23 protein-coding genes are annotated in these 21,160 nt (G+C 59.8%); 4 read left to right on the top strand and 19 right to left on the bottom strand.

Annotation, left to right across the window (positions count from 1 at the left end; genetic code table 11):
- Positions 1-4 precede the first annotated feature (4 nt).
- From murB to ACJJU9_RS06590, 8 genes are read right to left on the bottom strand one after another with little or no spacing between them, the layout of a single operon-like run.
- Positions 5-1,024: a UDP-N-acetylmuramate dehydrogenase gene (gene murB, locus ACJJU9_RS06625; protein ID WP_407730295.1), complete on the bottom strand. Its 1,020-nt coding sequence runs from the start codon at positions 1,022-1,024 to the stop codon at positions 5-7.
- On the bottom strand, positions 1,021-1,485 hold the full coding sequence (locus ACJJU9_RS06620) for a low molecular weight protein-tyrosine-phosphatase (protein WP_048373623.1): 465 nt from the start codon (positions 1,483-1,485) through the stop codon (positions 1,021-1,023). Before ACJJU9_RS06620 ends, murB begins: the two co-directional genes overlap by 4 nt.
- On the bottom strand, positions 1,485-2,249 hold the full coding sequence (kdsB, locus tag ACJJU9_RS06615; protein WP_048389048.1) for a 3-deoxy-manno-octulosonate cytidylyltransferase: 765 nt from the start codon (positions 2,247-2,249) through the stop codon (positions 1,485-1,487). The genes ACJJU9_RS06620 and kdsB overlap by 1 nt, the downstream gene beginning before the upstream one ends.
- Complete coding sequence (locus tag ACJJU9_RS06610) at positions 2,246-2,431, bottom strand: Trm112 family protein (RefSeq protein ID WP_003442540.1); 186 nt, start codon at positions 2,429-2,431, stop codon at positions 2,246-2,248. Before ACJJU9_RS06610 ends, kdsB begins: the two co-directional genes overlap by 4 nt.
- 26 nt (positions 2,432-2,457) lie before the next feature.
- The gene (gene lpxK, locus ACJJU9_RS06605; protein WP_407730294.1) at positions 2,458-3,453 is read right to left on the bottom strand and encodes a tetraacyldisaccharide 4'-kinase; all 996 of its coding nucleotides are present in this window, start codon (positions 3,451-3,453) and stop codon (positions 2,458-2,460) included.
- Positions 3,453-3,881, bottom strand: a complete 429-nt coding sequence (locus tag ACJJU9_RS06600) for a biopolymer transporter ExbD (RefSeq protein WP_048389044.1) — start codon at positions 3,879-3,881, stop codon at positions 3,453-3,455. The genes lpxK and ACJJU9_RS06600 overlap by 1 nt, the downstream gene beginning before the upstream one ends.
- Positions 3,878-4,513 (bottom strand): MotA/TolQ/ExbB proton channel family protein, encoded by a 636-nt coding sequence (locus ACJJU9_RS06595; RefSeq protein ID WP_048373695.1) that lies wholly within the window; start codon positions 4,511-4,513, stop codon positions 3,878-3,880. Before ACJJU9_RS06595 ends, ACJJU9_RS06600 begins: the two co-directional genes overlap by 4 nt.
- A 48-nt stretch (positions 4,514-4,561) precedes the next feature.
- A complete protein-coding gene (locus ACJJU9_RS06590; RefSeq protein ID WP_407730293.1) occupies positions 4,562-6,778 on the bottom strand; it encodes a DNA internalization-related competence protein ComEC/Rec2 in 2,217 nt (738 codons plus the stop codon).
- Between the two features lie 134 nt (positions 6,779-6,912).
- Between ACJJU9_RS06590 and ACJJU9_RS06585 the strand changes: the two genes are divergently transcribed.
- The gene (locus ACJJU9_RS06585) at positions 6,913-7,434 is read left to right on the top strand and encodes a DUF2062 domain-containing protein (protein WP_407730292.1); all 522 of its coding nucleotides are present in this window, start codon (positions 6,913-6,915) and stop codon (positions 7,432-7,434) included.
- Positions 7,435-7,898: 464 nt separating this feature from the next.
- Here ACJJU9_RS06585 and ACJJU9_RS06580 read toward each other — a convergent pair whose 3' ends face one another.
- The 3 genes from ACJJU9_RS06580 to ACJJU9_RS06570 form a co-directional block, all read right to left on the bottom strand.
- Positions 7,899-8,678: an ABC transporter permease gene (locus ACJJU9_RS06580; RefSeq protein WP_048389040.1), complete on the bottom strand. Its 780-nt coding sequence runs from the start codon at positions 8,676-8,678 to the stop codon at positions 7,899-7,901.
- Positions 8,675-9,607 carry an ABC transporter ATP-binding protein gene (locus tag ACJJU9_RS06575; RefSeq protein ID WP_153432604.1) on the bottom strand — a complete coding sequence of 311 codons (933 nt, stop codon included), beginning with the start codon at positions 9,605-9,607 and terminating at the stop codon, positions 8,675-8,677. The genes ACJJU9_RS06580 and ACJJU9_RS06575 overlap by 4 nt, the downstream gene beginning before the upstream one ends.
- Positions 9,608-9,753: 146 nt before the next feature.
- Entirely contained in the window at positions 9,754-10,377 is a 624-nt protein-coding gene (locus ACJJU9_RS06570) for a glutathione S-transferase (protein WP_048389035.1), read from the bottom strand.
- A 150-nt stretch (positions 10,378-10,527) separates the two neighbouring features.
- Between ACJJU9_RS06570 and ACJJU9_RS06565 the strand changes: the two genes are divergently transcribed.
- Positions 10,528-12,975, top strand: coding sequence for an acyl-CoA dehydrogenase (locus ACJJU9_RS06565; protein ID WP_407730291.1), 2,448 nt, complete (start codon positions 10,528-10,530; stop codon positions 12,973-12,975).
- A 62-nt stretch (positions 12,976-13,037) separates the two neighbouring features.
- Positions 13,038-13,454: a PA2817 family protein gene (locus tag ACJJU9_RS06560; protein ID WP_048389032.1), complete on the top strand. Its 417-nt coding sequence runs from the start codon at positions 13,038-13,040 to the stop codon at positions 13,452-13,454.
- 31 nt (positions 13,455-13,485) lie between these two features.
- Here the strand turns inward: ACJJU9_RS06560 and ACJJU9_RS06555 are convergent, their stop codons facing one another.
- Complete coding sequence (locus tag ACJJU9_RS06555) at positions 13,486-14,433, bottom strand: LysR family transcriptional regulator (RefSeq protein ID WP_407730290.1); 948 nt, start codon at positions 14,431-14,433, stop codon at positions 13,486-13,488.
- A gap of 88 nt (positions 14,434-14,521) precedes the next feature.
- Between ACJJU9_RS06555 and ACJJU9_RS06550 the strand changes: the two genes are divergently transcribed.
- Positions 14,522-15,142, top strand: coding sequence for an alanyl-tRNA editing protein (locus ACJJU9_RS06550; RefSeq protein WP_407730289.1), 621 nt, complete (start codon positions 14,522-14,524; stop codon positions 15,140-15,142).
- Positions 15,143-15,233: 91 nt separating this feature from the next.
- Here ACJJU9_RS06550 and ACJJU9_RS06545 read toward each other — a convergent pair whose 3' ends face one another.
- The 7 genes from ACJJU9_RS06545 to ACJJU9_RS06515 all read right to left on the bottom strand — a co-directional run bounded on the left by ACJJU9_RS06545 (position 15,234) and on the right by ACJJU9_RS06515 (position 21,035).
- A complete protein-coding gene (locus tag ACJJU9_RS06545; protein ID WP_048389109.1) occupies positions 15,234-16,067 on the bottom strand; it encodes a glycine betaine/L-proline ABC transporter ATP-binding protein in 834 nt (277 codons plus the stop codon).
- Complete coding sequence (locus ACJJU9_RS06540; RefSeq protein ID WP_353232486.1) at positions 16,060-16,914, bottom strand: proline/glycine betaine ABC transporter permease; 855 nt, start codon at positions 16,912-16,914, stop codon at positions 16,060-16,062. The genes ACJJU9_RS06545 and ACJJU9_RS06540 overlap by 8 nt, the downstream gene beginning before the upstream one ends.
- 21 nt (positions 16,915-16,935) lie before the next feature.
- Positions 16,936-17,958, bottom strand: coding sequence for an ABC transporter substrate-binding protein (locus ACJJU9_RS06535; protein ID WP_123750172.1), 1,023 nt, complete (start codon positions 17,956-17,958; stop codon positions 16,936-16,938).
- Positions 17,959-18,036: 78 nt separating this feature from the next.
- Positions 18,037-18,828 carry a phosphate/phosphite/phosphonate ABC transporter substrate-binding protein gene (locus ACJJU9_RS06530; RefSeq protein WP_407730288.1) on the bottom strand — a complete coding sequence of 264 codons (792 nt, stop codon included), beginning with the start codon at positions 18,826-18,828 and terminating at the stop codon, positions 18,037-18,039.
- A gap of 18 nt (positions 18,829-18,846) precedes the next feature.
- On the bottom strand, positions 18,847-19,788 hold the full coding sequence (locus ACJJU9_RS06525) for a fatty acid desaturase (protein ID WP_407730287.1): 942 nt from the start codon (positions 19,786-19,788) through the stop codon (positions 18,847-18,849).
- 264 nt (positions 19,789-20,052) lie between these two features.
- Positions 20,053-20,277, bottom strand: a complete 225-nt coding sequence (locus tag ACJJU9_RS06520) for a tautomerase family protein (RefSeq protein ID WP_407730286.1) — start codon at positions 20,275-20,277, stop codon at positions 20,053-20,055.
- Positions 20,278-20,294: 17 nt separating this feature from the next.
- Positions 20,295-21,035: an SDR family NAD(P)-dependent oxidoreductase gene (locus ACJJU9_RS06515; protein WP_048389019.1), complete on the bottom strand. Its 741-nt coding sequence runs from the start codon at positions 21,033-21,035 to the stop codon at positions 20,295-20,297.
- Positions 21,036-21,160 lie beyond the last annotated feature (125 nt).

The following is a 21,160-nucleotide window of genomic DNA, read 5'->3' as shown; positions in this document are numbered from 1 at the left end:
GCCCTTAATACACGTTGGGTTCCATCTCAAGTTGCACCGCAAAACGCTCCTGGATATCGGCCTGAATGCGTTGCGCCAGGGCCAGCAGTTGCAACCCGGTGGCCGTGCCATAATTCACCAGCACCAGCGACTGCAAGCGATGCACACCGGCATCTTTCTCGCGAAAGCCTTTCCAGCCTGCGGCTTCAATCAACCAGCCAGCCGCCAGTTTGACCTGGCCATCGGCCTGTGGATAACCGATCAGCCCCGGATGGGCGAGCTTCAACTCGTCCGCCTGTTGCGCCGACACCAGCGGGTTTTTGAAGAAGCTGCCAGCATTGCCCAGAACCGCAGGGTCGGGCAGTTTTTCGCTGCGGATGCTGCTGATGGCCCGGCTTACATCTCTGGCCGTGGGCTGCTCAACGCCCTGCTCGCTTAAACGCTGGCGCACCGGGCCGTATTCCAGATGCAGACGCTCAGCGCGGTTAAGGGCAAAACGCACGCGCAAAATCAACCAGCGGCCCGGCTGCTGCTTGAAGATGCTGTCGCGGTAGCCAAACTCGCACTCGGCCAGACTGAACTCACGCAATTGGCCGGTGTGGCGGTCCAGGGCTGTCAGGCCCTCGAACACATCCTTGATCTCGACGCCATAGGCGCCAATGTTCTGCATCGGTGCGGCGCCCACGGTGCCGGGGATCAAACTGAGGTTTTCCAGGCCGGATAACCCTTGCTCCAATGTCCACAGCACAAAAGCGTGCCAGACCTCCCCCGCCTCGGCCTCGACAACGGTGCGCTGGCCATCGTCGGCAAGCACCCGAATACCGCGACTGGCCATGCGCAGCACCAGGGCGTGAACGTCGCCGGTGAGCAACAGATTGCTGCCGCCGCCAATTACCAGCAACGGCAGTTGTTGCTCGGCCGAATAGTGCAGGGCTTCACGCACATCACTGTCGGTGTGCGCTTCGGCCAGCAGGCTGGCACGCGCCTCCACGCCGAAACTGTTGAATGACTTCAGTGACGCATCAACCTGCAACTGCAAACTCATAAACGGCCCTTCAATTCAATCACCAGCAAATCGCACGCACGCTCAACCAGGTCGAGCACTTCCTCAAAGCCCTGTTCGCCATCGTAGTAAGGGTCCGGGACTTCATCCTTGACCGCTGCATAACGACGCAAGAACAAATCCAGCTCAGCCTTGGCGCCTGCGGGCTGCAAGGCGCTGAGGTCACGCAAATTGCTCTTGTCCATCGCCAGAATCAGGTCATAGCGATTGAAGTCGGCAGCACTGACTTGCTGCGCACGTTGCGCCGACAAGTCATAGCCGCGGCGCTTGGCCGCCCGCTGGCTGCGCACGTCCGGCGCTTCGCCCGCGTGCCAGCCCCCCGTCCCGGCAGAGGCTACCTCGATGCGCTTAGCCAAACCGGCATCACGCAGCTTTTGGCGCAACACGCCTTCTGCGGTGGGTGAGCGGCAAATATTGCCCAGGCACACAAACAGGACGCGCATTAACCCTCCAGCAAACGCCGAACGCGCTCAAGGTCTTCAGGGGTATCAACACCGGCTGGCGGCGCCTCAAGCACATCACCGACGTGGATTCGCACGCCGTGCCACAGGGCACGCAACTGCTCAAGACGCTCGGTATTCTCGAGCCAGCATGGGCCCCAGTTAACGAAGTCCTGAAGGAAACCGGCACGGTAGGCGTAAATGCCAATGTGGCGACGGTACGGCACACCGGCAGGCAACGCGTTGGGCTGTTGGGCGAATTCATCCCGTGCCCACGGCAAGGTGGCACGGCTGAACGTCAGGGCCAGGCCATTGATATCGCTGACCACCTTGACCACGTTGGGGTTGAACAGCTGCTCCACGTCTGCAATCGGCTCAGCCAGTGTGGAGATGCCCGCCTCGGCGTGGGCAGCCAGGTTCGCGGCCACTTGATCAATCAATGCGGGCGGGATCAACGGCTCGTCACCCTGGACGTTGACCACGATGGCATCGCTGGCCAGGCCCAACTGTGCGGCGACTTCGGCCAGGCGGTCAGTGCCGGACTCGTGGTCTGCGCGGGTCAAGACCACCTCGGCGCCAAACGCCTGGCAGGCCTCAACAATGCGCGCATCGTCGGTGGCGACGACCACACGCTGGGCACTGCTTTTGCAGGCTTGCTCCCAGACGTGCTGGACCATCGGCTTGCCCGCGATCATTTGCAGCGGCTTGCCTGGCAAACGTGTCGAGGCAAACCGCGACGGAATTACCACGGTAAAGGTCGGGGTCATTTATCCAGGCGCTCGTCGGTGCTCAGGGTACGGGCTTCGGTTTCCAGCATGACCGGAATGCCATCGCGGATCGGGTAAGCCAGGCCGGCGCCCTTGCTGATCAGCTCGGTTTTGTCGGCGCTGAGTTTGAGCGGGCCTTTGCACACTGGGCAAGCGAGGATATCGAGCAGTTTGGTGTCCATAGGAATTTCCGAAAAGTAAAAATGAGTTAGGGCAAAAGACGCTTTAGCTGTTGGTCAAACCAAAGGACAAAGGCCTCTGATGGAACTGCGTCGACCGCCAGATACCACCAGTCGAGTGACGCAAAGTCGCGGCATTTCACGGCGTCCTTTTCTGTCATGACCACGGGCAGCGGCGGCGTAAAATTCAAGACCTCGGCACTGTACGGCGCATGGTCAGCGAAAGCATGGGTGATTGGCCGCCAGTGTAGCGCTTCAAGGGTGGTGAAGAAACGCTGCGGGTTACCGATCCCGGCCACCGCATGCAGCGCTTGGCCAGACGGGAAAAAGTCCAGCGCCTGACGCTCGCCGCTGCGCAGATTGATCAACGCCGTGGGCTGCAATTTAAAGGCAAAACCCGCCTGCGGATCGTGTTCGGCGCCGTTATACAGCACCGCATCCACGCTCTGTAAGCGCTCGGCGGGTTCGCGCAATGGCCCGGCGGGCAGGCAATGGCCGTTGCCCAAGCCTCTGGCATTGTCGATCAGCACCAATTCCAGATCACGTGCCAGCCGGTAATGCTGCAAGCCGTCATCCGAGAGGATCAAATCAAGCGGTTCGCTGTCGAGCAAGGCTTTAACTGCACGGCTGCGGTCGGGATCGATCATCAGTGGCACGCCGGTGCGCTGCACGATCAATAGCGGCTCATCACCGGCCTGCGCCGCAGGTTGCTCCGCGGTCACACGCCAAGGCAGCTGTGGCGGCTTGGCGCCATAGCCACGGCTGACCACGCCCACCCGCAGACCATTGCGCTGGCAATGCTCGATCAACCACAGGATCAACGGCGTTTTGCCGGTGCCGCCCACGGTGATATTGCCGACCACCACCAGCGGCACCGGGGCGCGATAGATCTCGCCCTCGCCCGCCACAAAACGCGCGCGCTTACGCTCAACCACACGGCGGTAGAGGCATTCCAGCGGGCTCAGCAATTTGAGCAGCGGGTGCCCGGTGTACCAGGCACGCAACAAGCGATCAGACAGGGCCATCAGGGGGTCGCCTGCGACTCAACGGTGGTCATGCGCAAATGGCTGAAGCCGAGCTTGCCGGCGGCATCCATTGCCGTAATCACGAACTGGTGCTGGGCCTTGCCGTCAGCGCTGATCGACACCGGCAAGCTGGTGTCGCCGTCCGAAGCCGTACGCAGTGCGTCCATCAGGCTTGCAAGATCGTTTTTCGGCAGCAACTGGTTGTTGACCGAAAACACCCCGTCGGCGCTGATGGCGATGTCCAGCAGCTTGGTGTTCTGATCTTCGGTGGGGGCGCCGCTGACCGACTCGGGCAGGTCGACGCGCAGTTGGGTCTCGCGGGTGAACGTGGTGGTGACCACAAAAAACAACAGCAGGATGAACACCACGTCGATCAGCGACGCGAGGTTGATGTCGACCGTTTCCCGTGGCTTGCGGCGAAATTTCACGCTTTGCTCCCGACCATGTCGACTTCGCGGTCGCCCTGCACCACTTCAACCAGCTTGATCGCTTCCTGCTCCATGCCAACCACCAACTCGTCGACCCGGCGCTGCAGGAAGCGGTGGAAGAACACCGAGGGAATCCCCACCATCAGGCCCGCCGCCGTGGTGATCAAGGCCTTGGAAATCCCGCCCGCGAGCACCGCCGCGTTGGTGGTCATGCCAGTGCCCATAAAGGCGCTGAAAATATCGATCATGCCCAACACCGTGCCCAACAGGCCCAGCAACGGCGCCATGGCAGCAATCGTGCCCAAGGCGTTGAGGTAACGCTCAAGCTCGTGGATCACCCGGGCAGCGGCTTCTTCAATGCACTCTTTCATGATCTCGCGACCATGCTTGGAGTTGGCCAGGCCAGCCGCCAGGATTTCACCGAGCGGGGAGTCAGCGCGCAGTTGCTTGAGCTTTTCTTTGTCCAGCTGTTTGTCCTTGATCCAGACCCACACCTGCCCGAGCAAGTGCGGCGGGGTCACGCGGCTGGCGCGCAGGGTCCACAGGCGCTCGACAATAATGCCCAGCGCGGCAACAGAACTCAGAATGATCGGCAGCATCATCCAGCCGCCGGATTTGACCAGTTCCCACACAGTGACAATCCCCTCGAAAAAGTGCGCCACTTTACCACAAGGTCGACGTTAATCCCGCCAGAACCGCCGCTGCTCGCGCAGGCTTTCAGCCACCCCGAAGGTGCCCAGCCGAAAGCGTACGGCACCGTGTTCGGCACTGTCCCAGATCCCCATGCCCAGCGCCTTATAGCGCGCCATCACCTGCGGGTGCGGATGCCCAAAGGTATTGCCATGCCCTCTGGAGATCAACACCGCCGAAGGTGACAGGTTTTTTAGAAAGACCATCGAGGACGAGGTGCGGCTACCGTGGTGCGGCGCCTGCAACCAGTGCGTGGGCACCGCCAGAGGGCTGTTGAGAAAGGCTCGCTCGGCGTCGATATTGATATCACCGGTCAACAGCAACCGTTCGTCGCTGGCTTCGATCTGCAACACGCACGAACGCTGATTACCGTCGGTCGCGCCGTCCAATTGCCACAACGCAAACTTCACCCCGTCCCATTCCCAGCGCTCACCGCTGTTACAAGGCTGGGCCTGAAGCTGTTCGGCCAATAGCGGCACATCACCGCTGACCACCCGCTTAACCTTCATGGCTCGCTGTACTGCCAGCGCACCGCCCGCGTGATCCGAATCGGCGTGGCTGATCAGCATCATATCCAGCGTACCGATACCCATCGCTTGCAGTGCCGGGACCACCACGCGCTCGCCCTGGTCAAGGTTGCGCACTTTTGGCCCCGCGTCGTATAGCAGCGTGTGATGGCGGGTTCGCACGATGATTGCCAGGCCTTGACCGACATCCAGTTGCAGCACCTCTGCCTGGCCCGGCGGGACAAGCGTTCGCGGGGCAAACACTGCCAGCAGCACCAACGGCCAGCCCAGCGGCCTCAGCACCATCCCGGCAGGCAGCAACAGCAGCAAGGCACCGAGCGCAGCCAGCAGCCAGACACTGATCGGCACGCTGGCAGGCAACCAGGGCGACAGCGTCCCGGCCAGCCATTTGAGCCCCCAAATCAGGCCATTGAGCAAGCCGCCCGCCACCCACAGCAACACTTCACCGACCCAGGGCACCGGCAGCAACACAGTGCCCAGCAACGCCGCAGGCAACACCAACAGGCTGATCCACGGCACCGCTACCAGATTGGCCAGCGGGCCAGACAGGCTGATGGGCAGCCCGAGAATCCACAGCATCGGGAACAAACCAATCGCGATCAACCCTTGCGGGCGCAGCCATGCCGCTCGCCAGTTCCACGGGCCCAAGCGTGAGCTAAAGGTAAAAATCAGCACCGCAACGGCGGCGAACGAGAGCCAAAAACCTGCCATCAAGCTGGCCAGCGGCTCAATGATCAGCACCGCGTTGAGCGCCAGCAAAAAGGGCAGCCACACACCCAAGTGGCGAAACCGCAGGCGCCATATCAACACCAGCCCGAGCATGGCGCAGGCCCGCTGTACCGGCACCTCAAAACCGGCCAGCAAGCCGTAACCCAGCGCTCCGGCAAAACCCAGGCCGCACGCCCAAGGCAACCACGGCAGCCGTCGTGGCCACAAACCGTAACGCGCCAAAAAGGCCACCAGACCATAAATCAGCCCGGCAAACAGGCCAATGTGCTGCCCCGAGATCACCAGCAAATGCACCGTGCCGGTCGCTTGCAGCAGCTTCCAGTCGTCAGTGCTTAACCCTGAACCATCGCCCATCACCAAGGCGGCCAGCCATGGCGCCCGGCCATTAGCCTCGGTTTGCAATAACTGCTGGCGCAAGCCGTCGCGCCAGGCATGCCGGGCGGGGGCTAATAACTGGCCATCTTTGATGGTGCCCGTGGCGCCAATACGCTGGGCCAACAGCCAGGCCTGATAATCGAAACCCTGGGGGTTGAGCAGCCCTTTGGGCCGTTTGAGATTGACCGCCAACCGCCAACGCTCGCCGCTGTTGACCGGCGGCCCGCCGTACCAGCTCAAGCGCAAGGTAGAGGGCAATGTGGCGTGGCGCGAATAAGCATCACGCACTTCAAAACGTACCACCGCGTCGGACTGCTGAGGCAAACCGACCACCCGCCCCTCGACCCATAACGTGCGGCCATCCAGCGCAGGCGACAGCCGGTCATCAAGCGCCGACTGCCCTTGCACACAGGCCCAACTCAACCCAAGCAGAAAAAGCCCCGCCGGATAAACCCGCACCACCAACAGCAGCAGCCCCGCACCCAGCATCAACAGCACCCACTCAAGGGCGGGTATTGCCGGTAAAAAGCGCAGCACGATCAAGCCCGAAGCCAGCGCTAACAATCCCGAGTACATAACCTGATCCGCAGTAATTCCTGCCCTCGGATTAGCCGGGTTTTATCGTCGCATCCTAAAAAATTGTCACAAAGTCTGAAGAGTCGACCTGCAAAATGTGGGCATACTGCCTCCCTGTTCCAAGCGAGAAGCCCATGCCACGGCGTTCAATCAAACGTTTCATGCCAGATCCGGCGCGCATCAAGGAACACAAATCCTTACGGTTCTTGGGCTCACTGCTGCATGACCCCAACCTCTGGCACCTCAATCGTCACTCTGTCGCCCGGGCGATGGCGGTGGGTCTGTTTGCTGCTTTTATCCCCATGCCCTTTCAAATGCTCCTGGCCGCCTGCCTGGCGATCATGGTGCGCAGCAATATGCCGATTTCGGTCAGCCTGGTCTGGCTGACCAACCCGATCACCATGCCGCCGATTTTTTACTGCACCTATGTGCTGGGCGCATGGCTGATGGACGTTCCGGCCCGCAGCATGCCTGATGAACTCACATGGGAATGGATCAGCAGCCAGCTCTCGACCGTGTGGCAGCCGTTTTTATTGGGTTCATTGGTGTGTGGAGTGGTACTGGGCGGGGTGGGTTACTGCTTGACCATGGTGTATTGGCGCTGGTGGGTCAGCCGGCAGTGGAAGCGGCGCAAGCAACAGCGCAAGGCTTTGTAAAACTTGCCCTGCACCGCCCCGTCTACGACGCCGCGCTGTCGCGCAGTAAACAGGCCACCGAATATCTTCAGCATCCCCCAATCGGTTCCCTCTCCTTCGGGAGAGGGCTAGGGTGAGGGTTGCTCTTGATTTGAGTACATATCCATTGCTGCGGTAACGGCCACTTAGGGTTCCGCCCTTACGGCGCGTCACTTTGCAAAAGCGGCAAAGTAACCAAAACGCTTTTGCCCCTACCCCTCGGTGCCTCGCTTTGGCTCGGCATGCCCTCACCACAGGCCTTGCTCCGTAGGCCCGCCGCGATCGGCCATCCATGGCCGTGTCGCGGCTAACCCGGCGTCCTGCCGGGTTACCCACTGCGCAAAACCTGCGTTCGGCCAGCGTGGTTTAATGGGGCCTCTTAGATCAAAAGCCGGATCAAGATCAACAGATCGCGAGACAAGCTCGCTCCTACAGGGGTGTGAAGGCTACTGGCGCATGCCGCGGCCGCTGACCAGCAGTTTGGCGCAGGCGAAGTACAGGACTACAGTTGCGACGACCATAAAGGTCAGCGCCACGCTGATTTTGATGTCCGATACGCCGAGGATCCCGTAACGGAAGGCGTTGACCATGTGCAGCACCGGGTTGGCCAAGGACACGCTCTGCCAGAATGGTGGCAACAGGGTAATTGAGTAGAACACCCCGCCCAGGTAGGTCAGCGGCGTCAGCACAAATGTCGGGATGATCGAGATATCGTCGAAGTTGCGCGCAAATACGGCGTTGATAAAGCCCAACAACGAGAAGATCGTCGCGGTCAGCACCACCACCACAATGGTCAGGAGCAGGTGATGCACCTGCAAGTGGGTGAAGAACAGTGACAACAAGGTCACGATCAAGCCCACCATCAAGCCGCGCAAGATACCGCCCACGGTGAAGCCAATCAAAATGGTGTGGGGCGACACCGGCGACACCATCAGTTCTTCAATCGAGCGCTGGAACTTGGCACCAAAGAAGCTCGATACCACGTTGCCGTAGGAGTTGGTGATCACCGACATCATGATCAGGCCCGGCACGATGTACTCCATATAGGTGAAACCACCCATATCACCGATTTGCCGACCGATCAGATTACCGAAGATCACAAAGTACAAGACCATGGTGATTGCTGGCGGCAGCAAGGTTTGCGGCCAGATGCGCATGAAACGGCGCACTTCACGGTAAATGATGGTGTTCAACGCAACCAGGTTGGGACGCAGTTCCGAACTCATACAGCCACCTTTGCCAGGTTTTTCTCGACCAGCGACACAAACAACTCCTCAAGGCGGTTGGTTTTATTGCGCAGGCTCACCACTTCGATGTTTTGCGCAGCCAGTTGGGTGAACAAACCGGTAATGCCCACGGCTTTGTCGACTTGCACTTCCAGGGTGGTGCCGTCGAGCAACAGGCTCGGGTAGCCGATGAGGTGCGGGGTAGACGCCAGCGGATGCTTCAAGTCGAGGACAAAGGTCTCGACGTGCAGTTGCCCGAGCAACTGGCGCATGCTGGTGTTTTCGACGATGGTGCCGTGGTCGATGATGCCGATGTTGCGGCACAACTGCTCAGCCTCTTCCAGGTAATGGGTGGTGAGGATGATGGTGGTGCCCTGCTCGTTCAGCTCAGTGAGGAAGGTCCACATCGAGCGGCGCAGTTCAATGTCCACACCGGCAGTCGGTTCGTCGAGGATCAACAGGCGCGGCTCATGCACCAGCGCCCGGGCGATCATCAGTCGACGCTTCATACCGCCCGACAACGAACGCGAAGGGGTGTCGCGCTTGTCCCAAAGCCCCAACTGCGTCAGGTACTTTTCGGCACGTTCCTTGGCGATTTTGGCCGGAATACCGTAGTACCCCGCCTGGGTCACGACAATGTCGAAGGTCTTTTCAAACTGGTTGAAGTTGAACTCTTGCGGCACCACCCCGATGCTGCGCTTGAGCGCGGCGGGGTTGCGGTCCAGGTCATGGCCGAAGACATTCACCGTGCCGCTGGTTTTGTTCACCAACGTGGAAAGAATGCCGATGGTCGTGGATTTGCCGGCACCGTTAGGGCCCAGCAAGGCGAAAAAGTCACCTTCAGCAACGTCCAGATCGATACCACTCAGGGCCTGGAAACCGTTGCCGTAGGTTTTGGTTAGCTGCCGTATGGACAGAGCGGAACTCATATCGGATTACGCACCAAGATGGGAATAAGAGGGATGACTCAATAAGGGCGAACTGTCTGTAAGACAAGTCCGACAAAGCCAATGAACAGGTGCCATGGTGCTTGGCCTTGTCGCACAAGTACAGTCGCCCGTATTAATAGTGGCTATTAAGTCAACGCAGTCATCACCGCATTGCGGTAGGCAGGGCGCAGTTTGAGGCGCTCATACCAGGCCTCCAGGTGCGGCATTGACGGGCGTTCGATGGGCATTTCAAACCAGGCGTATATGAACGACCCCAGCGGGATGTCGCCCATACCGATTTCATCACCGGACAGGTAAGGCTTTTCGGCCAGCGCCTGGTCAGGAATGACCAGCAACTCGGCGCAGGTCTTGATCGAGGCGTTGATTTTCACCCAGTCCTGCTGCTCGGCCGGGGTGCGCAAAATCCCCCAGAACACATCGCGAAAAGCACCGGCAAACGACGAGGTGGTCCAGTCCATCCACTTGTCTGCCTGGGCGCGAACGCGATTGTCATCCTGATACCAGGACGTGTCCGAGCCGTATTCGGCGGACAGATAGCGCACGATCACGTTGGATTCCCACAACACAAACCCATCGTCTTCAAGCATTGGCACCCGGCCATTGGGGTTCAGCGCCCGGTATTCCGGGCTGTCGACCACACCAAACGCACCGCCCGCCTCTGCTCGCTCATACTCAAGCGCCAACTCTTCGATACACCACAACACTTTCCTGACATTCGACGAATTCTTGCGACCCCACACTTTCAGCATGATGAAACTCCTGATTGATAGACGCCGGGGCAGTCTACGCCGTGAAGCTGAACTGTGCCTCCCGCACAAGGTCACTATTGGACGACCTTGCTCAAGAGTTGCGACTAAGCTCACAAGGGTGCGCCCCCCTGGCTCCATGGAGGATTGGATATGCTGTTGTTGTGGATAGTGGTTTTGATCGTAGGCGTTGCCTGGCTGGCCCACCGGCGCGTCTCCCCGCTGACGGCGATTGCCGTGGTAGCGATTTACCTGCTGATCATGGACTTCTTCAGCCATGCGCCGATCTGGGTGCTGGTGCTCTTGTGGGTGTTGCTGGCAGCGCCAGCGGCCTTGCTGCTACTGCCTGACCTGCGCCGCAAACGCTTTACGGCGCCGCTGTTCAGCTGGTTCCAGAAAGTCCTGCCGCCCATGTCGCAAACCGAGCGTGATGCCATCGACGCTGGCACCGTGTGGTGGGACGGCCAGTTGTTTAGCGGCCGCCCCGACTGGAACCAGTTGCTGGCCTACCCCAAAGCCCAACTGACCGAAGAAGAGCAGGCGTTTATCGACGGCCCGACCGAAGAACTCTGTGCGATGGTCACTGACTGGCAGATCGGCCAGGCCATGGACTTGCCGCCTGAAGCCTGGGCGCACATCAAGGAACACGGTTTTTTCGCCCTGATCATCCCAAAATCGTTCGGCGGCAAAGGCTTCTCGGCCTACGCCCACTCGCAAGTCGCCATGAAACTTGCCACCCGCAGCGGCGATCTGGCCTCGACGGTGATGGTGCCCAACTCCCTCGGCCCGGCCGAACTGTTGCTGCACTACGGCACCGAAGAACAGCAAAACCATTACCTGCCGCGTCTGGCGCGTGGCGATGACATCCCGTGTTTTGCCCTCACTGGCCCGCTGGCGGGCTCCGACGCCGGGGCGATGCCCGACACCGGAATCATTTGCAAAGGCCAATGGCAAGGTGAAGAAGTCATCGGCCTGCGCCTGAACTGGGAAAAACGCTACATCACCCTCGGCCCCGTCGCCACCCTGCTCGGCCTAGCGTTCAAGGCCCATGACCCGGAGCACTTGCTGGGCGACAAGGAAGATCTGGGCATCAGCCTGGCGCTGATCCCCACTGACACCCCCGGCGTTGAAATCGGTCGTCGGCATTTGCCGCTGGGCGCCGCGTTCATGAACGGCCCCAACTCGGGCAAGGATGTGTTTATCCCACTGAGCTACCTGATTGGTGGCCAGGAAATGCTCGGCAAAGGCTGGATGATGCTGATGAACTGCCTGTCGGTCGGGCGTTCGATTTCGCTGCCGGCGGTCGGCACCGGCGCCGCCAAGTTCACCAGCCTGGTGACCGGGCAATATGCCCAGGTGCGCGAGCAGTTCAACGTGCCGCTGGCGGCCTTTGAAGGGATTCAAGAAGCCCTGGCGCGTATCGGCGGCAATGCCTGGCTGATGGACAGCGCCCGTATGCTCACCGCCAACGCGGTGGACCTGGGTGAAAAACCGTCGGTGCTGTCAGCGATTCTCAAGTACCACCTGACTGAGCGCGGCCGCGAGTGCATCAGCCATGCCATGGACGTGCACGGCGGCAAGGGCATCATCATGGGGCCCAATAACTATCTGGGCCGTAACTGGCAGGGCGCGCCGATTTTCATCACCGTTGAAGGGGCCAATATCCTGTCGCGCAACCTGATGATCTTTGGCCAGGGCGCCATTCGCTGCCATCCGTTTGTGCTCAAGGAAATGGCCCTGGCCGGGCGTGAAGACCGCGATCAGGCCCTGATCGAGTTTGACGGCCTGCTGCTCAAGCACATCGGTTTTGCCGTCAGCAACGTCGCCAGCACCCTGGTGTTGAACTTGGGCCTGGGGCGCTTCGAACACGCACCCGGCAACACCCTGAGCCAAGGCTACTTCCGCGCCTTAAACCGTCAGGCAGCGGCTTTTGCGATGCTCGCTGACCTGAGCATGATGCTGCTGGGCGGCGAGCTTAAGCGCCGCGAGCGTTTGTCTGCGCGTCTGGGTGACGTGCTGAGCCATATGTACCTGGCCTCGGCAGCGCTCAAGCGTTATCACGACCTGGACTCCCCCGAGCACCTTAACCCGCTGTTCAAATGGGCCATGGAAGAAAGCCTCGGGCATTCAGAACGGGCGCTGGACGAGATCCTGAAAAACTTCCCGAGCCGACCGCTGGGCTTTCTGTTGCGCGGCGTGGTGTTCCCGTTTGGCCGTCGCCATACCGGGCCTTCTGATGCGCTGGATGCTGAAGTCGCGGCAGTGCTGGGCCGGGCCAAAGGCGATCCGACACTTGAAGCGGTGCTTGCCGGCTGCTACCGCCCGCAATCTGCCGATGACGCGGTGGGCGCCCTGCAACATGCTGCGGACTTGCTCAAAGCCGCTCACCCATTGCACAAAAAGCTCCACGACGCGCTGAAAAGTGGCCAGTTCAAACCGGTACCCGGCGAGCCGTCCATCGATTCGGCGTTGCACGCGGGCATCCTGCAACCGGCCGAAGCCGAAACCCTGCGCGCCGCTGAAGCCGCACGGCGCAAGGTGATTGATGTGGATGACTTCGCCAAAGAAGAACTCACCCACAGCGAAGGAAAGATTCGCTAGCAGGACAGCGGGCGCGCAGAGCTTTATACTCTCGCGCCCGTTTTGCTCTAGAGGACTCCACCATGGCCACTAATGACCTCAACCACAATCTCGCCCTGCTCGATATGCTGCGCAGCATCCTGGTTGCCGTCGGTGACGCCGAGCAAATCCCGGAAGAAAGTCATGAACTGTTTATTGAACGCTTCGACGAGATGAAAGCCGGTCTGTTGACCGATTTTGATGAAAGCCAATACCTGGGCCAGGACATCCTCTGCCAGGTGATCGAACGCTACCCGCAAATCGCCCACGTGGTGCCGCGTGACCTGTTGTGGTTCTTCGGCGGTTCCTGCTTCAACTTCCTCGCCGATGAAGAGCTGGACATGTATGAGGCGCTGGAAGAACGCCGCTTTGAAGCCGAAGAAAACGGCGAGCCGTTCGACTGGAATCAGGAAAAGCAGTTCATGGCGCTGCCGACCGACGCAGACAGCCCGCAGCACTGATTGGCGCACTGAATGCCCAAGACCCGCCCGGTTAACCGCGCGGGTCTTTTTTTGGCCCCAGCGACGGTTCTTGCGCCAGCCGCTCAACCAGAAAGTCAATAAACACCCGCAGCTTGGGCGGCAGATAGCGCGTCGGGGTATGCAGCAGCCACACACCGCCGTGGTACGAGGCAATAAAATTCCAGGCCGGCAGCACCTGCACAACCTCGCCCTGCTCCAGCGCCTGACGCGCCGTGAAGTAAGGCAAGCTGCCAATGCCGATGTTCTGCAATACCGCATCCAGCCGCACGCCCGTGTGGTTGGCCGCGTAACGCCCGGTGACCCCGACCGTCACCGTCTTGCTGCCTTGCTTGAATTTCCAGCGGGCATCCGCCGGGGTTTCGCCCAGGTAGATGCAACTGTGGTGGCGCAAATCCTCCGGCTGGCGGGGCGTGCCATGTTCCGCCAGGTAGGCAGGTGTGGCGCAGAGCAAATGCTCGATCAAAAACAACTGGCGGCCCACCAGGCCCGGCGGCGGCTGATCGGTGATGCGCATGCTCAAATCCACGTTGTCGTCGATCAGGTCGACGTGGCGGTCCTCCAGAATCAATTGCACATCGACCTTGGGATATCGCCGCAAAAACTCGGGCATGTGCGGATGCACCACGTAGCGCCCTACCGCCTTGGGCACGCTGACGCGAATCAGCCCTTCAGCCTCCTGGCTGTAGCGACCGCTGAGGTCCATGACCGATTGCGCTGCCCCCACCACCTCCTGGCAACGCTTGAACACTTCCTCGCCCACATCACTCAGGCGCAGCTTGCGGGTGGTGCGCTGCAGCAGGCGGATCGCCAGGGCCTTTTCCAGTCGGGCGACACTGCGGCTGATGGCAGACGGCGAGGTGTCCAGCTGTCGCGCAGCCTCGGAAAAACTGCCGACCTCGACCACCCTCACGAAGACCACCATTTCAGCCAGTAATGACAGCGGTAGATTTATGCTCACAGCGCACAGGTCCATTGAAAATTGGAGGGATTATCACACCCAGGGGGCGTCCCTATACTTTAAACCTAATTGTTTCAGGACTCGCCACATGACCTCACGCCTGTTTTATACCGACGACACCCTCACAGCCTTCGTCGACGTGCTCAGTTGCACCGCGCACGACGACGGCTTTGCCGTCATCCTCAAGGCCACGCCTTTTCATCCGCAGGGCGGCGGACAGCCTAGCGACACTGGCTGGATTGGCGCCAGTGAAGTGCTCAAGGTGTTCCAGGAGCACGACCGGATTGTGCATATCGTCCAGCAGGCCGTGCCGCTGGGTACGGCGCAGGCCCGCGTGGATGAGGCCCGCCGTGAGTTAAACAGCCGACTGCATTCGATGGGGCATTTGATTGGTGTGTGCGGCGAACGCGCAGGCTGGAAGCCGATCAAGGCACACCACTGGCCGGGGGAATGCCGGGTCAGTTTTATGCCGGGTGAGAACGCTCAGCCGATGCACGTCGAGCAGATTAAAGAACAGCTTGAGCAGTGGATCAGCGCTGACCTGCCACGGGTCATTCAGGTCAACGCCGACCAGCGCTTTATCGGCTTTGGCGAACTGCCGAGCTACCCGTGCGGCGGCACCCATGTCAGCTCGCTGAAGCAATTACACGCTGCACCGACCTTGTCGATCAGTGAAAAGAAAGGCGTGCTTGCTGTTCGCTATCAATAGCCCGACCTGCGCCGAGGACATGAGTGCCTACACAACGTTGGGGCAACCGTAGTCGCTGACGAGGTACGAAGGCTGCGATCTTTTGATTATTTCACTCGATTTTCGCCCGCTGGCGCTGAACAAAGCGGTTCACATAATCGTCCGCAGGCGTGTGCAGAATCTCTTGTGGCGTGCCCACCTGCACCAACTGCCCGTCCTTGAGAATGGCAATGCGGTTGCCGATACGCAGCGCTTCGTCCAGATCATGGGTGATAAAAACGATGGTTTTTTGCAGCGTGCGTTGCAGTTCCAGCAGTTGATCCTGCATCTCGGCGCGGATCAGCGGGTCGAGGGCACTGAAGGCTTCGTCCATCAAAATGATGTCGGTGTCGGTGGCCAAGGCACGGGCCAACCCCACGCGCTGGCGCATGCCACCCGAGAGCTGGTGGATAAACGCCTGCTCATAGCCTTGCAAACCCACCACCGTGATCCAGTGCCGGGCGCGCTCGTTGCACTGCGCCGTGCTCTCCCCGCGCACCTTGAGGCCGTACGCCACGTTTTCCAGCACGTTGCGGTGCGGCAACAGGCCAAAATTCTGGAACACCATGCTGATTTTTTGCCGCCGAAACTGGCGCAAAGTCGGCATGTCGTATTCAAGGATGTTGTCACCCTCCACCAGAATCTGCCCGCTGGTCGGGTCGATCAGGCGGTTGAAGTGACGCACCAGCGTCGACTTGCCCGACCCGGATAAACCCATGATGACGAACACTTCGCCCGCTTGAATCGACAGCGACAGGTCGTTGATGCCCACCACGCTGCCGGTTTTGGCCAGCACGTCGGCTTTGCTCTGGCCCTCCTTGATCATGGCCAGGGCTTCTTTTTCGCGCTTGCCGAACACCTTGAAGACATTGCGCACTTCGATCTTGTTGATCACAGCCTCACTCATCTTTTGCCCCATGCCGTGGTCGGCCATAGGCCTGGGTTATGCGGTCGATCACCACAGCCAGAATCACAATCGCCAGCCCGGCCTCCAGGCCCTTGCCGACGTTGAGTGTCTGAATCCCCACCAGCACGTTCTCGCCCAAGCCTCGGGCGCCAATCATCGACGCGATGACCACCATCGACAGCGCCATCATGGTGGTCTGGTTAATCCCGGCCATGATGCTTGGCATGGCCAACGGCAATTGCACCCCGAATAATTGTTGCCAGGGGTTGGCCCCGAAGGCATTGATCGCTTCCATCACTTCACGGTCTACCTGGCGCAAGCCCAGATCGGTCAGACGGATCAACGGCGGCACCGCATAGATCACCGTAGCGAAAATGGCCGGGACCTTGCCCAGGCCAAACAGCATCAACACCGGGATCAGGTACACGAAGCTGGGCATGGTTTGCATGATGTCCAGCAGCGGCATCAGCAGCGTGCGCAAGCGGTTGCTGCGCGCCGCCAAAATACCCAATGGGATGCCCAGCAGCACGGAAATTACCGTGGCCACCATCACCAGCGCCAGGGTTTGCATCAGTTTGTCCCACAGCCCCACCGCGCCGACCAGAAACAACAACCCCACGATCAGCACGCTGCCGACCACTTTGCGCGTGGCGTGCCAGGCTATCACCCCGACGATCAACAGCATCAGCCACCACGGGGTCAGGCGCAGCAGGTTTTCAAGGCTAACGATGGCCCACAACAAGGTGTCGGAGATGTGTCGAAACACATCCCCGTAGTTGCTGACCAGCGCATCGACCCAGGTATTGACCCAGCCGGCGATGGAAAACGTCAGATTTTCAGGAAACATGCATGGCTCGTACTCAGTGAATTATTTGGCGTTAAGCGCCGCATCAACTTTTTGCGCCGCCTCGGCGGTCACCCAGCTGTGCCAGATCTGCGGCTGATCGCGCAAAAACGCTTCGGCAGCCTGGCGCGGCTCCGTGCGTTTTTCACTCATGTCAGCCAGGGTTTTGTTCAGCAAATCGATCGGAAAATCGACCTTTTCATAGAACTCGACCAACTGCGGGTACTGGGTTTTGAACGGGGTTGATACACCAATCGCCAATTTTGCCGGCAATGAGCGCGTGCCCTTCGGGTTAGGGTTATTGGCGTCAGACAGGGTTTTCCAGGCCTCGGCATCGAAGGCCGGTTCGTCCAGCTTGATCAGCTTGTAGCGACCGATCAACGGGGTCGGCGACCAGTAGTAGAACAGCACCGGTTTGCCACGACGGATCAACGAAGCGACTTCAGCGTCCAGCGCAGCGCTGGAGCCGGTGCGGAAGTTCACAAAGTCTTTGTCCAGGCCATAGGCCTTGAGTTTTTGGCTGTTGACGATCTCGGAGGTCCAGCCCGTCGGGCTATTGAGGAAGCGCCCACGGCTTGGGTCTTCGGGGTCACGGAACACGTCTTTGTAGCGCTTCAAGTCGTCCACCGATTTCAAATCCGGGGCCAACGGCTTGATGCCCTTTTCCGCGTCGCCTTTGATCACGTATTCAGGCACCCACCAGCCTTCACTGGCGTTTTTGACGATGTCACCCAGCCCCGAGACTTTGCCCTCGGCTTCAGCTTTGATCCACGCGGGGCTGCGTCCGGCCCATTCCTCGCCGATCACCTGAATATCGTTTTTGGCCAGCGCCGCCTCAAGACTTACCGTACTGCCCGGCAAGGTATCGGTCGCCTCGCCATAGCCCTTCTCGGTCAAAATGCGCAGCACCTCGGTGATAAAGCTGCCGCTTTCCCAGGTGATGTCACCAAAGTGAATCGGGGTGTTTTTGCTGTCAGCCAGGACCGGCTGGCTCAACAATCCAAGTGCCAGCAGCGAGCCACCGAGCCATTTTTTAAGGTTGTTCATACGGATTCTCTTGTCATGGATAGGGGCAAAACTATCGGCCGCACTGTCTTCAGCGTAGCCGTTGGCGTCGCAGGGCGGTTAAAGCAAAACCTCATAACCTGCCGCGCTCGCTTCACGCTGGTAGCCAATAACGACCTGATAGTCGTTTTCGCTGGCCGGTAATACTTCCTGTAAACCCAAGGTGGCACTTACCTGTGGCAACTGCTGCAAGGCAAGGTTCATTGCCTCGCGAATACGCTCAGCGCCCGCGCTGCCAGCACTGAGTGCGGTGATGTAGGGCAAATTGGGGCTGATGGCGGTGCGCGCGACAATGCGCAACCCGGCGACTTCGGCCGGGGAATAACGCGCCAGGTAGGCAAACGTGACACTGTCGATGGAGGCCAGGTCTGCCCAGCCTTCGCGCACCCGGCGCAGGCTTTGTTGATGCGCGCCGCTGGTCGCCACCGAGGCAAAAAAACGCCCGTCTTGCTGCAAGGGCGTCAGCCGATGCCGGAACAGGTTCATGCCACTGTTGGAATGCCGGTCATTAATCACCCCGCGGCTGCCCCTGAAATCCGCCAGTTCGACACGCGGGTCGGTTTCACGGCCGACAATCACGCTGCAATGGTGCCCGGCGCTGCTATCGGGCCATTCATAGCGCGGGCGGCCAACCACTTGCACCTGGCCTTGCAACTGAGTCAGCAGCGGGTAGCCGCAGGTTTGGGTCAGCAACAAATCAGGCGAGCGGAACAGCTCCAGCAACTCAATGCCCCCGGCGTCGCGGCGCGTGGCCTGCAACAGCTCAAGGATACGTACCAACCATTGTTCATTGGCCTCACGCACCTGCTCGGGGGCCACGTACATCAATAACTCTGCATAACCGCCTGACATACAGCGCTCCTGGTGACGTTAAACAAACGGGTGTTTGGGGCTATCAATGGCGTGCACCGCGTGCCGACGAATCAACTCGCCATAGCCGTGCACCACATAATGGCCGCTGCGCTGTTGCCATTGCTCACGCCGCGCCCGGTACACCCTGGGCATGTAGAACCAGGGCAAACGCGGCAGATCATGGTGCACCAAGTGCAAGTTCAGATTCAGGAACAACCAGGTCCACGGCCAGCCGGCTTCATTGAGCACCGTACGCTGTTCAGGACGGGCTGCGGGGCGGTGCTCGTAAAAAGAGCGAACCATGCCGACAGACAGCACCGGGACGGTGACCAAAAACACGTATTGCCAGACCGTCACGGCGCTGTAGCGGGCGATAAAGGCAAACATCAGCAGCGTGAAAAAGCCGTGGGTCAGCCACATCAGCCAGGCTTTGCGCTCGCCTTGGCGCAGGCGCTGAAGTTCTTCTTTGGCCATCCCGTACAACGCCAAAGGCGGGCCAACCAGCGAGCGGCCCGGCACGGTTTTGTTCAGCCAGAGCACTGCGCGAAACAGCCTGGAACTGCGCTCCCAGCCTGACTGGCTGAGGTAACGGCTTTCGGGATCGACGCCGGGGATCGTCAGGTCATGATCGTGGTGATGCTGCAAGTGGCTGTCGCGGTACAAGGTATACGGGTACCACACCGCAAAGGGCGCATAGCCCAGTACCTTGTTCAGCCAATTGAAACGGGTGGGATGACCATGCAACAGCTCGTGCTGAACTGACATCCACAGCACCACCACCGGGATCAACAGCACAATCGTCCAGCCCGCGCCAAGCACCGGGCTGGCCAGCATCAAGGCAAACCAGGCGCTGGGCACCGCAATCAACAACAACCAGGTTGGCCATTGCGTACGACCGGTAAAGGTGTCAGCCAGGGCCTGAATGTCTTGTTGCTGAGCGCTGTCAAAATAATGCGACATCTGAAGGACTCAAAAAACAGGTTTGAATCCTTGTGTGGCGTGAGGCGCAAATATCTTGCAGATCGTTTGGTTATGAGCTTAGAACCATGGCGCCTCACCTCATACTGTAGGAGCGAGCTTGCCTCGCGATCTTTTGATCCTGGCGCTTTCGACGTGGAGGCAAACCTCAGGTTGCCCTCGCTCAAAAGCCACAGCAGATCAAAAGATCGCGAGACAAGCTCGCTCCTACGGGTTGAAGTGTTCAGTCGGGCAGACGCCGACTGTTTAATTCAATTTCTGAGCGTTGAGCTTTTGCCGTGCGCGCAACTGGGTGGTGGTTTCGCCGCCCACGCCCCAGTTATCGGTCGAGACTTCGTCGATCACCACGTAGGTGGTCGACGGCGCCTTGTTCAGCACGCGCTCCAGCAACTCGGTCACCCCTTGGATGAGCAAGCGCTTTTGTTCGGCGCTTACCCCTTCATCGGTCACTTTGATATTGACGTATGGCATGTCGGTTTCCTCGCTGATTACCAGGTGCCGCCGGTGCTGCCACCGTCTACCGGGATGATGGCGCCGCTGACAAAGGTCGATGAGGTGAGGTAAAGCACCGCATCAACGATGTCTTGCGGCGTACCGATGCGGCCGCTCGGCGACAGGGTTTTCAGGAAGTCACGGGTCGGTTGGTCTGTGCCGTGCATCGGGGTCGCGATAATGCCGGGCGCCACGCCGTTGACCTGCACCTGGGAGGCCGCCAGTTCCAGCGCCAAACCACGCACGGCGCTGTTCAGGCCGCCCTTGATCAACACCGGCAACAAGGCCGGGACTTTGACGTTGGGTTGCAGGGCAATGGATGCGGTAATCGCAACGATTTGACCGCCACCGTTGGCCGTCATGTGCCGGGCTGCCGCCTGGGCCGGGTAGAAAAAGCCTTTGAGGTTGGTGTCGACAATCGACTCCAGTTGCGCCTCGGTGTAATCCGCGACGGGGCTTGGCACGAAGATCCCGGCGTTGCTGATCAAGATATCGACCTTGCCAAACGCTTCAATGGCGCGTTCAAACAAACGGGTGGCGGTGCTCGCCAAGGCGATGTCGCCTTCTACCAACAAAAAGTTGGCCGGGTTGCCGAGCGAGTCAGCAGCCTCCTGCAAGCGGGCCAGGGTCCGCGCATTGCCCACCACATTAAAACCCAGGTCCAGATAAGCCTTGGCGATGGCCAGGCCAAGCCCGCTGGAGGCGCCGGTAACGATGACTGTTTTAGCTGAACTCATGATGCTTCTCCGCAGGTTCAAGGCATATGCCTTACAGGTGGAGGCACTCTAGGCCAGGTTTTACACTTGAAAAATGAGGCCCATGGCATTTGAATAGATACCTCATGTAATCAATTGGCCGTGCC

This window comes from Pseudomonas helleri (assembly GCF_045830615.1).
Lineage (GTDB): Bacteria > Pseudomonadota > Gammaproteobacteria > Pseudomonadales > Pseudomonadaceae > Aquipseudomonas > Aquipseudomonas helleri.
Note: the sequence above shows the minus strand (reverse complement) of the source record. Positions and strands in the feature narration are given on the sequence as shown.